Genomic DNA, 14,383 nt, shown 5'->3' on the forward strand with positions numbered 1-14,383 from the left:
GGGGGGGGGGGGGGGGGGGGGGGGGGGGGGGGGGGGGGGGGGGGGGGGGGGGGGGGGGGGGGGGGGGGGGGGGGGGGGGGGGGGGGGGGGGGGGGGCGCCCGCCCCCCCCCCCCCCCCCCCCCCCCCCCCCCCCCCCCCCCCGGCGCCCGTGTCCGCACCGCCGGAGCGCCCAGAACCGCCGTCCCGCGGAGCCTCGGGGTGACGGCGGACACCGGGTGCGTCCGCCGTCAGTCCAGCAGCGGCACCACGCGCTCGGCCCAGAAGCGCTCGACCTGCGCCTCGAGCTCCTCGCGGGTGCCGCTGTTGTCCAGGACGACGTCGGCCACCGCGCGGCGCTGCTCGTCGGTGGCCTGCGCCGCTATCCGGGCGCGCGCGTCCTCGGCGCTCAGGCCCCGCTGGACCAGCCGCTCGACCCGGGTCCCCAGGTCGGCCTCCACGACGAGGACGAGGTCGTAGGCGCCCGCCTGACCGGTCTCCACCAGCAGCGGTACGTCCTGGACCACGACGGCGTCCGGCGGGGCCGCAGCGACCAGCTCGGCGGCCCGCGCACGCACCAGCGGGTGCACGATGCCGTCCAGCCGCGCCCGCGCCGCGGGGTCGGCGAACACCACCGCCGCCAGCGCCGGACGGTCGAGGGCCCCCTCGGCGGTGAGCACCTCCGGACCGAACGCGTCGACGACCGCGGCGAGGCCCGGCGTCCCCGGTTCGACGACCTCGCGCGCGATGCGGTCGGCGTCGACGACCCGCGCCCCCCGGGCCGCCAGCAGGCCGGCCACCGTGCTCTTCCCCGACCCGATCCCACCGGTCAGCCCCATGCGCAGCATGTGCGGACAGTAGCCAGCACCCCGGCAACGGTCACAGACAGGTAACACCCGCCCGTCCAGCCCGGCGCGTCGCTCCAGTCACACGCGTCCCGTGGACAACAGTGACCTCGGCGATCTCCCCCCGCCGAGAGAGGCAGACCGATCATGTCCCGACCCGCACACGCCGCTCCGTCGTCGGCTCCCGCAGCTCCCCGTCGGGGCGCCGGCCGTCACCGGCTGGACCGTCCCACCGGCGTGCGGTGCACCGACCTGCCGGCCGTGCGCGAGCGGCTGGAGCGCACCGCCGCGGTCCGCCCCCGGAACGCCGTGATGCGCTGGCTCTCGGCGACGGCCCCGGCCGGCCGGCACACCTGGCAGTTCCTGGCCAACGCCGGTGGCCGCCCGCGGACGGCGTTCGCGATCATCCTCAGCCTCTGAGCGAGAGCCTCGCCCGGTCCCCACCCTCCACGAGGCCGGGGACCGGGCGGGGCGACGCACCGGACGACTCGGACCCGACCGCCGTCGGGATCCTGCGACTCGTCCCTCCACGGGGATGGGAGGGACGACTGAGGCCCGGGACCCTGCACGGGTCCCGGGCCTCAGCAGTTCACGGGAGCGGCGATCGGAGCCCGGGAACCCCGCGGTCCCCGGTGATCAGCCGTACCCGGGGAGACGGCCGAGGCCCGGGACCCTCGCGGGTCCCGGGCCTCGGTCGTCCACCGGTCCAGCTCAGCTGGACGCGATCACTCGCCGCCGGCCAGCTTGGCCCGCAGGGCCGCGAGCGCCTCGTCGCTGGCGAGCGTGCCGCCGGAGGTGTCGCCCACCTCGACGTCGCCGCTGGAGTAGTTGCCACCGGCCGCAGCCTCGGCGTCGGCCTCCTTGGCCGCCGCGATCTGCTTGCGGTGCGCCTCGAAGCGGGCCTGGGCCTCGGCGTACTGCCGCTCCCAGGTCTCGCGGGCCTCCTCGTAGCCCTCGAGCCACTCGCCGGTCTCCGGGTCGAAGCCCTCGGGGTAGATGTAGTTGCCCTGCTCGTCGTACGAGGCGGCCATGCCGTAGGCGGCCGGGTCGAACTGCTCCTCGTCGCCGATGACGCCCTCGTTGGCCTGCTTGAGGGACAGCGAGATGCGACGGCGGTCGAGGTCGATGTCGATGACCTTGACGAGGATCTCGTCGCCGACCTGCACGACCTGCTCCGGGATCTCCACGTGGCGCTCGGCCAGCTCGGAGATGTGGACCAGGCCCTCGATGCCCTCGTCGACGCGGACGAACGCACCGAAGGGCACCAGCTTGGTGACCTTGCCGGGCACGACCTGACCGATCTGGTGGGTCCGGGCGAACTGACGCCACGGGTCCTCCTGGGTCGCCTTCAGCGACAGGGAGACCCGCTCACGGTCCAGGTCGACGTCGAGGACCTCGACGGTGACCTCCTGGCCGACCTCGACGACCTCGGACGGGTGGTCGATGTGCTTCCAGGACAGCTCGGAGACGTGCACCAGGCCGTCGACGCCGCCCAGGTCCACGAACGCACCGAAGTTGACGATCGAGGAGACCACGCCGGTGCGGACCTGGCCCTTGGCGAGCTTGTTGAGGAACTCGCTGCGGACCTCGGACTGAGTCTGCTCCAGCCACTGGCGACGGGAGAGGACGACGTTGTTGCGGTTCTTGTCGAGCTCGATGATCTTGGCCTCGAGCTCGCGGCCCACGTAGGGCTGCAGGTCGCGGACGCGGCGCATCTCGACCAGCGAGGCGGGGAGGAACCCGCGCAGGCCGATGTCGAGGATGAGACCGCCCTTGACGACCTCGATGACGGTGCCGGTGACGACCTCGTCGGCTTCCTTCTTGGCCTCGATCGTGCCCCAGGCGCGCTCGTACTGGGCGCGCTTCTTGGACAGGATCAGCCGGCCCTCCTTGTCCTCCTTCTGGAGGACGAGGGCTTCCACCTCGTCGCCGACGCTGACGACCTCGTTGGGGTCGACGTCGTGCTTGATGGAGAGTTCGCGCGAGGGGATGACGCCCTCGGTCTTGTAGCCGATGTCCAGCAGCACCTCGTCGCGGTCGACCTTGACGATGACGCCTTCGACGATGTCGCCGTCGTTGAAGTACTTGATCGTCTGGTCGATCGCCGCGAGGAAGTCCTCGGCAGTGCCGATGTCGTTGATCGCGACCTGCGGGGTGCTGTTCGGACGGACCTGGGTGGAGGTCATGTGGTCGAGTGCTCCGGACGGGGGATGCGTAGGGACAGGGACCCGCGGCCTGGTGCCGCGGGGAGCAGGGAGAGCCGGCGCGCGCCGAACCCGATGGGGACAGCACAGACAGACCTCTGGCGCACCCTCCATGGTACGTAGCTCCGGCGTCCCGGGTCCACCTGGGTGGGCACCCGGTCGCCGCCCGTCCGGCGTGTCACGATCGGCGGGTCATGCAGCCCTCTCCCCCGCCCCTGCCCCTGGCCGCCGACGGCTACCCCGCGCCGGGCGGGGTGACCCGTCGCCCGGTCGGCGGCACGGAGTCGGTCCGCGCCAACCGCCGGTGGTGGGACGCCGCCGCCCCCGCCTACCTCGCCGAGCACGGCGACGACCTCGGTGACGTCGACTTCCTGTGGTGCCCCGAGGGGCTGCGGGAGAGCGAGGCGCACCTGCTGGGGGACGTCACCGGCCGGCGCGTGCTCGAGGTCGGCTGCGGTTCGGCGCCGTGCGCGCGGTGGCTGCGCCGCGCGGGCGCCGACGTCGTCGCCCTGGACCTGTCCGCCGGGATGCTGGCCCGGGCCGCCGAGCTCAACCGCGGCTCCGGGGTCGCGGTCCCCCTGGTCCAGGCCGACGTCGGCGCGCTGCCGCTGACCGACGCGAGCGTGGACCTGGCCTGTTCGGCGTTCGGGGGCCTGCCGTTCGTCGCCGACGTCGGCGGTGCGCTCGCGGAGGTCGCGCGGGTGCTGCGCCCGGGCGGGCGGTTCGTCGCGTCGGTGAACCACCCGATGCGCTGGCCGTTCCCCGACTCCCCGGACCCCGAGGACCTGCAGGTCACCTCCTCCTACTTCGACCGCACCCCGTACGTGGAGACCGACGACGACGGCCGCGCGGTCTACGTCGAGCACCACCGGACGGTCGGCGACTGGGTGCGCGCGGTGGTGGGGGCGGGCCTGGTGCTCGACGACCTCCTCGAGCCGGAGTGGACGCCCGGCCGCGAGCAGGAGTGGGGCCAGTGGTCACCGGCCCGCGGGGCTCTGGTCCCGGGCACGCTCGTCCTGGTCTGCAGGAGGCCCTGACCCCACCCTCGACCTCGGGTGGAGGGTGAGGGATGGGCCGCTCACCGCGCCCCGACGAGGGACGGCGTCTCCATCCGCTTGGTCAGCATCAGCCGCTCCAGGAGGGCGTCCCGGTCGTGCTGGAGCCGGCGCAGCCCGGCCATCGTCTGCTCCACGCCGTCCGGGTGCGCCGCGTGGTAGATCGAGCGCTTGATGGCCGACGCGGTCGGACTGACCAGCTCGACGAACACCCGGCGCCGCTCGGCGGCGTACGCGTCGAGCACCGACTCGTCGGCCTGCCGCCGGATCACCGCGGCCAGCGCCTCCTGCAGGACGAAGGTGTCGAACAGGCCGCCGGTCAGGCCCAGCCCGCCGGTCGGGTTGGTCACGTGGGCGGCGTCCCCGGCCAGCAGCACCCGCCCCTCGCGGAAGCGGGTCGCGGCACGCTGGTGCATCCGGTACGGCGCGTACTCGACCAGCTCGGGGCCGTCGCCGTCCCCCAGGACCGCGGCGAAGAAGCGCGGCATGCGGTCCAGCACGCTCTCCTCGGGGAGAGCGTCGTCCTCGCAGTAGGTGTACCGCCACACGCCGCCGCCGTGGGAGTCGTCGAGCTTGGCGATCACGGCGCCGTACTCGTCGTCGACGACGAAGGTCGTCTGCGCGAAGCCGGCGTCCTGGAACGGGTACCGGACGTTGGTCGCCACGAAGCGCTCGGGCCAGGTGAAGCCCTCGAAGTCGATGCCCAGGGCCCGGCGTACGCCGCTGCGGGCGCCGTCGGCCCCGATCAGCCAGCCGGCCCGCAGCGACCGGCGCCCCTCCGGTGTCTCGGCGACGACGGTGACCCCGGTGTCGTCCTGGCCGACCTCGACCACGTCGTGCTGCCACAGCACCGTGGCCGAGTCGTACGCGGCCAGTTCCGCCAGCACCAGGCGGACCAGCGCGCCCTGGCCGAGGTGCAGGTTGTAGGGCCGGGGGACGACGCCCTCCAGTGGCTGGAGCCCGAAGCGGACCCGCTCCCCCGTCCGGTGCGCCCGGTACTCGTAGTCCTGCTTGAGGAAGCCCTGGGCGGCGGCCTGCTCGTAGACGCCCAGCCGGTCCAGGCCCTCGAGCACCGCCCAGTGGTAGGCGGCCGCGCGGGGCGACATGACCACGTCGGCCGCGCGGTCGAGGACGGTCACGGGGATGCCCGCGCGCGCCAGCCCGAGGGCGTTGAGGATGCCCACCGGTCCGGCACCCACCACCAGCACCGTGTCGTCGGTCACGCCCCGAACGTGGCGGCCGGCCGGGCCGGCGGCAAGGCGGTGATCCGCCAGCCGGAAGAGGCCCTCTCCCCCGCGTCCCGCCCCTCGGACAGGGGCCCGGGCGAGCAGCGGGGGCAGAGGGGCCTTCGTCAGTGGGCGGCGGCGTCCCAGCTCGCGCCGAAGCCGACCGAGACCTCCAGCGGCACCGACAGCTGCGCGGCCCCGGCCATCTCGCGGCGGACCAGCGCCTCCAGCGCCTCCCGCTCCCCGGGCGCGACCTCGAGCACGAGCTCGTCGTGCACCTGCAGCAGCATCCGCGAGCGCAGGCCCCCCGCCGTGATCGCCTTCTCCACGTTCAGCATGGCGACCTTGATGACGTCGGCCGCCGAGCCCTGGATCGGGGCGTTGAGCGCCATCCGCTCGGCCATCTCGCGGCGCTGGCGGTTGTCGCTGGTCAGGTCGGGCAGGTAGCGGCGCCGGCCCAGCGTCGTCTCGGTGTAGCCGGACAGCCGCGCCTCCTCGACCACGCTGTCCAGGTAGTCGCGGATGCCGCCGAACCGCTCGAAGTAGGCGTGCATCTGCTCGCGCGCCTCCTCGGTGGAGATGCGCAGCTGCTGCGAGAGTCCGTACGCGCTCAGGCCGTAGGCCAGGCCGTAGCTCATCGCCTTGATCCGGCGGCGCATCTCCGGGTCGACGTCCTCGATCGGGATGTTGAACGCCCGGGCGGCGACGAAGGAGTGCAGGTCCTCCCCCGAGGTGAACGCCTCGATCAGGCCCTCGTCACCGGAGAGGTGCGCCATGATCCGCATCTCGATCTGGCTGTAGTCGGCGGTCATCAGCGACTCGTAGCCGGCGCCGACGACGAAGGCCTGCCGGATGCGCCGGCCCTCGGCGGTGCGGATCGGGATGTTCTGCAGGTTCGGGTCGGTCGAGGACAGCCGGCCGGTCGCGGCGATCGTCTGCCCGAAGGTGGTGTGGATGCGCCCGGCGTCGTCGACCATCGGGATGAGCCCGTCGATGACGGTGCGCAGCCGGGTGACGTCGCGGTGGCGCAGCAGGTGCTCGAGGAACGGGTGGCCGGTCTGCGCCAGCAGCCAGGTCAGCGCGTCCGCGTCGGTCGTGTAGCCGGACTTGATCTTCTTGGTCTTCGGCAGGCCCAGCTCGTCGAAGAGCACCGCCTGCAGCTGCTTGGGCGAGCCCAGGTTCACCTCGCGGCCGATGACGGCGTAGCACTCGGCGGCCGCCGCGGAGACGCCCTCGGCGAACTCCCGCTGCAGCTCCTGCAGGAACTCCAGGTCCGCGGCGATGCCGCGGTACTCCATGGCGGCGAGCACGCGGGTCAGCGGCAGCTCGATGGCGCCCAGCAGGGCGTCCCCGCCGCGCTGGCCGAGCACCGACTCCAGCGCGTCGGAGAGGTCGTTGACCGCCACGGCCTTGAGGACGTCGGCGTGCGCGGCCTCCCGGGCGACGTCGTCCTCCGACGGGCCCATCCCGTCGAGGGTCAGCTGCTCCTCGGGCTCGGCGGTGTCCTTGAGCTCCCGCCGCAGGTAGCGGACCGCGAGGTCGCCGAGGTCGAAGGACCGCTGCCCCGGCAGGGCCAGGTAGGCCGCCAGCGCGGTGTCGCTGACCACGCCCTCGAGCTCCCAGCCGCGCGCCCAGACCGCCAGCAGCGGGCCCTTCACCTCGTGGACGACCTTCGGGGCCGCCGGGTCGGCCAGCCAGGCGGCCAGGGCCTGCTCGTCGGCCACGTCGAGGGCGGGGCCGAGGTCGACGAAGGTGGCGCTGTCGTCGGCGGCGGCCAGGGCGATGCCGGACAGCTCCCCGGTGCCGCGCCCCCACGTGCCCCGGAAGATGACGCCGGTGCGGCCGGTGCGCGCGTGCTGGTCCAGCCAGGCGCCCAGCCCGCCGGCCGGCACCTCGTCGACGGCGACGTCGAAACCGCCCTCCACCTCTGGTTCGGCGCTGGTGAGCGTGGCGAACAGACGGTCGCGCAGCACCCGGAACTGCAGGTTGTCGAAGAGGGTGTGCACCTCGTTGCGGTCCCAGGCGCGGACGGCGAGGTCGACCGGGCCCACCTCGAGCGGGACGGCGCGGTCGAGCTCGGTCAGCCGCCGGTTCTGCAGCACCGAGGCCAGGTGCTCGCGCAGTTTCTCCCCCACCTTGCCCTTGACGGTGTCGACCTGGTCGACCAGCGCGTCGAGGGAGCCGTACTCGCGCACCCACTTGGCCGCGGTCTTCTCGCCGACGCTCGGGATGCTGGGGAGGTTGTCGCTGGGGTCTCCGCGCAGCGCGGCGAAGTCGGGGTACTGGGCGGGCGACAGGCCGTACTTGGCCTCGACCTCCTCGGGGGTGAACCGGGTGAGGTCGGAGACGCCCTTGCGCGGGTACAGCACGGTGACGTGCTCGTTGACCAGCTGCAGGGCGTCGCGGTCGCCGGTGGCGATGAGCACGTCCATGCCCTGCTCGACGGCCTGCACGGTGAGCGTGGCGATGACGTCGTCGGCCTCGAAGCCCTCCGCGGTGATGACCGGGACGCGCAGGGCGCCCAGCACCTCCTGGATCAGGCTCACCTGACCGCGGAAGTCCGTCGGGCTCTCGGCCCGGTTGGCCTTGTACTCGGCGTAGATCTCGCTGCGGAACGTCTTGCGCCCGACGTCGAAGGCCACCGCCAGGTGCGACGGCTGCTCGTCGCGCAGGATGTTGATCAGCATCGAGGTGAAGCCGTAGACCGCGTTGGTGGGCTGCCCCGTGGTCGTGGAGAAGTTCTCCACGGGCAGCGCGAAGAAGGCGCGGTAGGCCAGGGAGTGCCCGTCGAGCAGCAGCAGCCGAGGGCGCGGCCCACCAGCGGTCGGGACGGCGGTGGACGCGGGGGCGGAGACCGGAGCGGACATCACTGCCGATCCTAGGTGCGCCCGCCGACACCGCCCCCGCGGCGACGGGGCCCCCGGCGGGGCGGGGTGCGGGCGCTGGTTACCGTGCCCGGGTGACCCTCGCCCGCCCCGACTGGCTGCCCGCCGCCTTCACCAGCCCGCTGGACGAGAAGCTGGGCATCGAGATCGCCGACTACGACCCCGACCACCTGGTGGCCACCATGCCGGTCGAGGGCAACCAGCAGCCGGCGGGGCTGCTGCACGGCGGCGCCACCTGCGCGCTCGTGGAGACGGTGGGCTCCTGGGCCGCGGCGCTGGGCGCCGGCCCGGGCCGCCGGTGCGTGGGGGTCGAGCTGAACGTCAGCTACCTGCGGGCGGCGACCGGCGGGACCGTGACCGCCGTGGCCACGCCGGTCCGCCGTGGCCGCACCCTGGCCACCTTCCGGGTCGAGGTCAGCGACGAGCAGGGCCGGCCGACGGCGACCGCCCGGCTGACCTGCATGCTCTCCGACGCCCGCGCCTGACGCGGAGCCCGGTCAGCTCTCCGCCGCGCCCACCACGGGGAGGATCCGGGCGACCGGGCGGCGGCGCACCGGCGGGCGCCGCGGCGTCGGGATGGTCACCCCACCGCGCTGCCAGGTGGCCAGCGACCGGGCCAGGGTCTCGCGGGGCACGATCCGCCGGGTGGTGAGCGGCGCGAAGCCCATCCGCGCGAAGAACCGCTGCCGCTCGGCCTCGTGCCCGCCGACCGCGGCGACCACGTGCTCGGCGCCGACCTCCGAGGCGTAGGCGACCGCGGCCCCCAGCAGGGCGGCACCCGCGCCCCGGCGCCGGTGCTCGCGGTGCACCACGAGGTTGTCGACGGTCACCTGCGGGACGCCGAGGACCATCGACAGCGGGTCCAGCCCGAGGATCGCCAGCCCCACCACCAGCTCGCCGTCGCAGGCGTCGGGGGCGGGCAGCACCGCCAGGGCCACCCGGTGGGCGGGATCGGCCAACAGCCGGCGGAACCCCGTCGCCGCGGCCGCCCCGGGGGTCTGACCGGTCAGCACGCCCTCGGCGTGGGCCTCGGCCCGGTGCTGGCGCACCAGGGTGAGCACGGCGGGCAGGTCGTCGGGACGCGCCGGGCGCGTCGTGACGTGGGACCGCGAACCTGTTCCTGACACAGGAGCCCTCCCCTGGACGGTGGTCAGAGAGTGCCCGCCCGGTGTCCCCCCGTCACGTCGGCGCGCCGCCGCTGGGACGGAGGTGACAGGAGCGGCGTGTCGCGGAAAGGTCACAGCTCGCGTCGAGGACCGCAGCCCGGAACAGCGCTGAGTTACGGTCCCCCCCTCACTCACACGCCTAGGAGGTCGAGTGACGCACGCTCCAGGCCGCGTCCGACGACGTGGTCGACGACCGGGAGCCACCGGCCCCGCGGCCCGCCCGCACCCCGGTGCCCGCCGCGCCACCCTCGTCCGGGTGCTCCTCGTCGCCGCGTTCGGGCTCGGGCTCGCCCTGTTCGTCCCCGGCACCGCACAGGCGGAGGGCGAGCAGCTGGCAGGCACGCTGCAGACCAGCCGCAGCGGCCCCATCGAGGGCATCGAGGTGACCGTCACCGCGGCCGACGGCGAGGAGGTCGACGCCGTCGAGACCGACGAGCAGGGCCGCTGGGAGGTCGACCTCCCCGGCCCCGGTGAGTACGTGGTCTCCATCGACGCCGACGACCTGCCCGACGGCGTGGTGCTCTCCGGTGAGGACAGCCGCACCGTGACCGTCGAGGAGGGCCGTCGGCAGGCGGCGATCATCGGCCTCAACGACGGCAGCCGGGAGGGCGGCGGCGGCACCGTCCGCGCCGTCCAGCTGCTCGTCGACGGCATCCGGTTCGGCCTGCTGATCGCCATGTGCGCCGTCGGCCTGTCCCTGATCTTCGGGACGACGGGCCTGACCAACTTCGCCCACGGCGAGCTGGTCACCATCGGCGCGGTGGTGGCCTGGTTCATCAACGTCCAGGGCGGCGTCCCGCTCGTCCCGGCGGCGTTGATCGCGATGCTCGTGGGAGCCGCGGTGGGCGCCCTCAACGAACTCGGCCTGTGGCGCCCGCTGCGCCGCCGGGGCACCGGTCTCATCGCGGCGCTGGTCGTGTCGATCGGCCTGTCGCTGCTGCTGCGCTACCTCATCCAGCTGGTCTACGGCGGCCGGTCCAACGCCTACCAGGGCATCGGGGGCGGCCGAGCGGTCGACTACGGCCTGTTCCGCATGACCGGCGCGGACCTGACCTCGGTGGTCATCTCGGTCGTCGTGCTGCTGCTCGTCGCGCTCATGCTGCAGCGCACGAAGATCGGCAAGGCGATGCGCGCGGTCGCCGACAACCGGGACCTCGCCGCCTCCTCCGGCATCGACGTCAACCGGGTCATCCTCGTCGTCTGGATGATGGGTGGCGCGCTGGCCGCGCTCGGTGGCGTGCTGCTCGGGCTGTCCGACCAGGTGCAGTGGGACATGGGCTTCCGCCTGCTGCTGCTCATGTTCGCCGGCGTCACCCTCGGCGGCCTCGGGACCGCCTACGGCGCGCTCCTGGGCAGCCTGGTCGTCGGCGTCTTCGTCCAGATGTCGACCCTCGTCATCCCGAACGACGTCAAGTACGTCGGCGGGCTGCTCCTGCTGATCGTCATCCTCGTCATCCGGCCCCAGGGGATCCTGGGCAGCCGCGTCCGGGTGGGCTGACCCATGAGTGAAGTGATCGACGCCCTCGCGGTCGCCGGCAAGGCGGCACTGGGCTTCCAGGCGATCTTCTTCGTCCTGCTGGCCGTCGGCATCAACGTGCAGTTCGGCTACACCGGCCTGCTGAACTTCGGGCAGATCGCCTTCGCCATGCTCGGCGGGTTCGGCATCGCCATCTCGGTCACCAAGTGGGGGCTGGACTTCTGGGTGGGGGTGGCCGTCGGGCTGCTCGCGGCGGTCGTCCTCGCCCTGCTGCTGGGCCTGCCCACGCTGCGGCTGCGTGCGGACTACCTGGCGATCGTGACCATCGCCGCGGCCGAGGGGCTGCGACTGCTCTTCCGGTCCGTGTCGGCCACGCCCCTGACCAACGGCACCCGGGGCATCTCGGCCTTCAACGGCGACTTCCTGGCCCTCGCGCCGTGGACCACCAACGAGCGCTACCGCATCCTCGGCACCAGCTGGTCCGGCGGTGAGCTCTGGGTCGCCTTCGTCGGCTGGCTGCTCGTGACCCTGTCCTGCCTGCTCATCTGGGCCCTGATGCGCAGCCCGTGGGGCCGCGTCGTCCGGTCCATCCGCGAGGACGAGGACGCCGTCCGCGCGCTGGGCAAGAACGTCTACGTCTACAAGATGCAGGCCCTGGTGCTCGGCGGGATCATCGGCGCCCTCGGCGGGATGGTCTACGCCGTCGGCACCGGCTCGGCGATCCCCGACCAGTACCAGAACGCCAACACGTTCCTCGCCTACGCCGCCCTCATCCTCGGCGGTGCCGCACGGGTGCTGGGCCCGGTGATCGGCGGGATGATCCTGCTGTTCATCCTGCAGTTCGCCGACGCCGGCCTGCGGGCGCTGATCGACAACGGGGTCATCCCGGAGGGCCTGCTGACCTCCACCGACGTGGCGCAGATCCGCTTCGTCCTGGTCGGCCTCGGGCTCATGCTGTTGTTGGTCTTCCGGCCACAAGGCATCTTCGGTGACCGACGAGAGGTGATGCTCGATGCCCGCTGACCCCACCCCCACCGAACCGGCCGGGAGCGGGGCGCACGCGGCGTCGCTCGGCCCGGGTGCCCCGCGCGAACCGCGCCGCCTGGCCCAGGCCGCCCTGCGGGACGTGCCCTGGGAGGTCGGCGTCGCCAAGCCCGACCCGATCGTCGTCGTCGACGGCGTGACCCGTCAGTTCGGCGGGCTCACCGCGGTCGCCGTCGACCACCTGGAGATCCAGCGCGGCGGCATCACCGGGCTCATCGGGCCCAACGGAGCCGGCAAGACCACGCTGTTCAACCTGCTGACCGGCTTCGACCAGCCCAACACCGGCAACTGGACCTTCGACGGGCGGTCGCTGTCCGACCTCGCCCCGCACAAGGTGGCCCGGCTCGGCGTCGTCCGCACCTTCCAGCTCACCAAGGCGCTGTCCCGGCTCACCGTCCTGCAGAACATGCTGCTCGGCGCCCAGGGGCAGAAGGGCGAGAGCTTCTTCGGCGCCCTGTGGCCGGGCACCTGGCGGTCGCAGGAGCGGGCGAACACCGAGAAGGCGATGGACCTGCTCCAGCGCTTCAAGCTCGACGCCAAGAAGGACGACTTCGCCGGCACCCTGTCCGGCGGCCAGCGCAAGCTGCTGGAGATGGCCCGGGCCCTGATGAGCGACCCCAAGGTCGTCATGCTCGACGAGCCGATGGCCGGGGTGAATCCGGCGCTGACCCAGAGCCTGCTCGGCCACGTCAAGGACCTCCGCGAGGAGGGCATGACGGTCATCTTCGTCGAGCACGACATGGACGTCGTCCGGGACATCAGCGACTGGGTCGTGGTCATGGCCGCCGGCCGCGTGATCGCCGAGGGGCCGCCGGAGTCGATCAGCCAGAACCAGGCCGTCGTCGACGCCTACCTCGGCGCCCACCACGACGCCCCGCTCACCGTCGAGGAGGAGGACCGCGTCCTCGCCCAGGCCGAGGCCGCGATCGCCCGTGAGGAGCACGTCGCGGGCGGCGACGTCCTCAGCTCCGACGTCCCGCCCCAGGAGAGGACCGACCGATGAGCGACCCCCTGTTCGAGGTCGACGAATCCGGCGAGGACCTCACCCGCGCCGACCAGGCCGCCTCGACGACCACCGAGCTCTCCCCCGCGGAGAAGGCGGCCACCCGCGAGGAGCACGTGCGGCTCGCCGAGGGCGCACTCGTGCGGGCCGACGACCTCGTCGCCGGCTACGTGCCCGGGGTCAACATCCTGCGCGGCTGCGACTTCTACCTGCAGGAGGGCGAGCTCGTCGGGATCATCGGGCCCAACGGGGCCGGCAAGTCCACCCTGCTGAAGACCCTGTTCGGGCTGATCCCGGTGCGCTCGGGGTCGGTCACGCTGCGCGGGGAGGACATCACCTCCGCGCCCGCCCACCGGCTGGTCTCCCTCGGGGTCGGGTACGTGCCGCAGAACAACAACGTGTTCCCCTCGCTCACCATCGAGGAGAACATGCAGATGGGCGTCTACCTGCGGCCCAAGACGTTCAAGGAGCGCTTCGACTACGTCATCGACCTGTTCCCGCTGCTCGGCGAGCGGCGCAAGGGCAAGGCCGGTGCGCTCTCCGGTGGCGAGCGGCAGATGGTCGCCATGGGGCGGGCGCTGATGATGGACCCCTCGGTGCTGCTGCTCGACGAGCCCTCGGCCGGCCTCTCCCCCGCCTACCAGGACGAGGTGTTCATCCGCTGCCGCCGGATCAACGCCACCGGCGTCTCGATCATCATGGTCGAGCAGAACGCCCGGCGCTGCCTGCAGATCTGCGACCGCGGGTACGTCCTCGACCAGGGTCGCAACGCCTACACCGACACCGGCGGCAACCTGATGACCGACCCGAAGGTCATCGAGCTGTACCTGGGCACCCTGGCCAAGGCGCACTGACAGGACCCCGTCCTCACCGCTCGCAGGCTCGCGGCGGGCCCCGGACGGGGCCGGACCGGCGCCGGCCCCTCCGCGGGGCCGGCGCCGTCGTCGTCACGGGCGTGGGTACGGGGCCGGCATGAACTGGACGTGGAGCCTGCGTTCCCGCGACGGCGGGATGAACGGCCTCGAGTTCGCCCGCGCCACCACCGCCGGCGGCTTCACCCGCGTGCTCGTGCACGCCGCACCCGCCCGGCTGCAGGTCGAGGTGGTCGCCGAGGACGACACCGTCGTCCTACGGGCCGACGCCGACCGGGACGGCGACTACTCCCCCATCACCCTGCTGCGGCTGGACGGCGCGACGGTGACCCGCAGCGAGGTCTGGCCCGACGCCGCCCTGCACGGGCTGCCGGTCCTGCTGCCCGGCGGCGAGGTCGGCGTCCTCACCGCCTGGGAGCACGCCGAGGACCACAGCTGGTGGCGGTGGTCGGTGGAGTTCTCCAACCACACCGGACGCCCCTCGGACTGGCGGCCGCGGGGTCAGCGGCTGCAGCGCTGACCCCGGACAGCGCAGTGGGGGGGGGGGGGGGGGGGGGGGGGGGGGGGGGGGGGGGGGGGGGGGGGGGGGGGGGGGGGGGGGGGGGGGGGGGGGGGGGGGGGGGGGGGGG

The 14,383-nt window shown here is 73.5% G+C and carries 13 protein-coding genes; 8 read left to right on the forward strand and 5 right to left on the reverse strand.

The window, feature by feature from the left end; translation table 11 throughout:
* Positions 1-228: 228 nt before the first annotated feature.
* Entirely contained in the window at positions 229-825 is a 597-nt protein-coding gene (gene coaE / locus ACI79E_RS21670; protein WP_456934648.1) for a dephospho-CoA kinase, read from the reverse strand.
* A gap of 234 nt (positions 826-1,059) precedes the next feature.
* Here coaE and ACI79E_RS21675 point away from each other — a divergent pair, with 234 nt between their 5' ends.
* Positions 1,060-1,242: a hypothetical protein gene (locus ACI79E_RS21675; RefSeq protein WP_456934649.1), complete on the forward strand. Its 183-nt coding sequence runs from the start codon at positions 1,060-1,062 to the stop codon at positions 1,240-1,242.
* Positions 1,243-1,547: 305 nt separating this feature from the next.
* Here ACI79E_RS21675 and rpsA read toward each other — a convergent pair whose 3' ends face one another.
* Positions 1,548-3,008: a 30S ribosomal protein S1 gene (gene rpsA, locus ACI79E_RS21680; RefSeq protein ID WP_456934650.1), complete on the reverse strand. Its 1,461-nt coding sequence runs from the start codon at positions 3,006-3,008 to the stop codon at positions 1,548-1,550.
* 212 nt (positions 3,009-3,220) lie between these two features.
* Here rpsA and ACI79E_RS21685 point away from each other — a divergent pair, with 212 nt between their 5' ends.
* The gene (locus tag ACI79E_RS21685; protein ID WP_456934651.1) at positions 3,221-4,063 is read left to right on the forward strand and encodes a class I SAM-dependent methyltransferase; all 843 of its coding nucleotides are present in this window, start codon (positions 3,221-3,223) and stop codon (positions 4,061-4,063) included.
* A 41-nt stretch (positions 4,064-4,104) separates the two neighbouring features.
* Here ACI79E_RS21685 and ACI79E_RS21690 read toward each other — a convergent pair whose 3' ends face one another.
* Positions 4,105-5,304, reverse strand: coding sequence for an FAD-dependent monooxygenase (locus ACI79E_RS21690; protein WP_456934652.1), 1,200 nt, complete (start codon positions 5,302-5,304; stop codon positions 4,105-4,107).
* A 128-nt stretch (positions 5,305-5,432) separates the two neighbouring features.
* Positions 5,433-8,174 carry a DNA polymerase I gene (polA, locus tag ACI79E_RS21695; RefSeq protein WP_456934653.1) on the reverse strand — a complete coding sequence of 914 codons (2,742 nt, stop codon included), beginning with the start codon at positions 8,172-8,174 and terminating at the stop codon, positions 5,433-5,435.
* 92 nt (positions 8,175-8,266) lie between these two features.
* Between polA and ACI79E_RS21700 the strand changes: the two genes are divergently transcribed.
* Positions 8,267-8,677: a PaaI family thioesterase gene (locus ACI79E_RS21700; protein WP_456934654.1), complete on the forward strand. Its 411-nt coding sequence runs from the start codon at positions 8,267-8,269 to the stop codon at positions 8,675-8,677.
* Positions 8,678-8,689: 12 nt separating this feature from the next.
* Here ACI79E_RS21700 and ACI79E_RS21705 read toward each other — a convergent pair whose 3' ends face one another.
* Positions 8,690-9,253 (reverse strand): GNAT family N-acetyltransferase, encoded by a 564-nt coding sequence (locus ACI79E_RS21705; RefSeq protein ID WP_456934655.1) that lies wholly within the window; start codon positions 9,251-9,253, stop codon positions 8,690-8,692.
* A gap of 361 nt (positions 9,254-9,614) precedes the next feature.
* On the opposite strand from ACI79E_RS21705, the gene ACI79E_RS21710 reads away from it, so the two are divergent.
* From ACI79E_RS21710 to ACI79E_RS21730, 5 genes are all read left to right on the forward strand, one after another.
* The gene (locus tag ACI79E_RS21710) at positions 9,615-10,856 is read left to right on the forward strand and encodes an ABC transporter permease subunit (RefSeq protein ID WP_456934656.1); all 1,242 of its coding nucleotides are present in this window, start codon (positions 9,615-9,617) and stop codon (positions 10,854-10,856) included.
* Between the two features lie 3 nt (positions 10,857-10,859).
* A complete protein-coding gene (locus ACI79E_RS21715) occupies positions 10,860-11,858 on the forward strand; it encodes a branched-chain amino acid ABC transporter permease (RefSeq protein WP_456934657.1) in 999 nt (332 codons plus the stop codon).
* Positions 11,848-12,882 (forward strand): ABC transporter ATP-binding protein, encoded by a 1,035-nt coding sequence (locus ACI79E_RS21720; protein ID WP_456934658.1) that lies wholly within the window; start codon positions 11,848-11,850, stop codon positions 12,880-12,882. The genes ACI79E_RS21715 and ACI79E_RS21720 overlap by 11 nt, the downstream gene beginning before the upstream one ends.
* A complete protein-coding gene (locus ACI79E_RS21725) occupies positions 12,879-13,736 on the forward strand; it encodes an ABC transporter ATP-binding protein (protein WP_456934659.1) in 858 nt (285 codons plus the stop codon). Before ACI79E_RS21720 ends, ACI79E_RS21725 begins: the two co-directional genes overlap by 4 nt.
* A 118-nt stretch (positions 13,737-13,854) precedes the next feature.
* Entirely contained in the window at positions 13,855-14,274 is a 420-nt protein-coding gene (locus tag ACI79E_RS21730; RefSeq protein WP_456934660.1) for a DUF7712 family protein, read from the forward strand.
* Positions 14,275-14,383 lie beyond the last annotated feature (109 nt).

The organism is Geodermatophilus sp. SYSU D00079, from assembly GCF_054050635.1.

Excerpts from the sequence above, each read along its gene's own strand:
- coaE (WP_456934648.1), bottom strand. The coding sequence starts at position 825 with ATGCTGCGCATGGGGCTGACCGGTGGGATCGGGTCGGGGAAGAGCACG.
- rpsA (WP_456934650.1), bottom strand. The coding sequence starts at position 3,008 with ATGACCTCCACCCAGGTCCGTCCGAACAGCACCCCGCAGGTCGCGATC.
- ACI79E_RS21685 (WP_456934651.1), top strand. The coding sequence starts at position 3,221 with ATGCAGCCCTCTCCCCCGCCCCTGCCCCTGGCCGCCGACGGCTACCCC.
- polA (WP_456934653.1), bottom strand. The coding sequence starts at position 8,174 with ATGTCCGCTCCGGTCTCCGCCCCCGCGTCCACCGCCGTCCCGACCGCT.
- ACI79E_RS21715 (WP_456934657.1), top strand. The coding sequence starts at position 10,860 with ATGAGTGAAGTGATCGACGCCCTCGCGGTCGCCGGCAAGGCGGCACTG.
- ACI79E_RS21720 (WP_456934658.1), top strand. The coding sequence starts at position 11,848 with ATGCCCGCTGACCCCACCCCCACCGAACCGGCCGGGAGCGGGGCGCAC.
- ACI79E_RS21725 (WP_456934659.1), top strand. The coding sequence starts at position 12,879 with ATGAGCGACCCCCTGTTCGAGGTCGACGAATCCGGCGAGGACCTCACC.
- ACI79E_RS21730 (WP_456934660.1), top strand. The coding sequence starts at position 13,855 with ATGAACTGGACGTGGAGCCTGCGTTCCCGCGACGGCGGGATGAACGGC.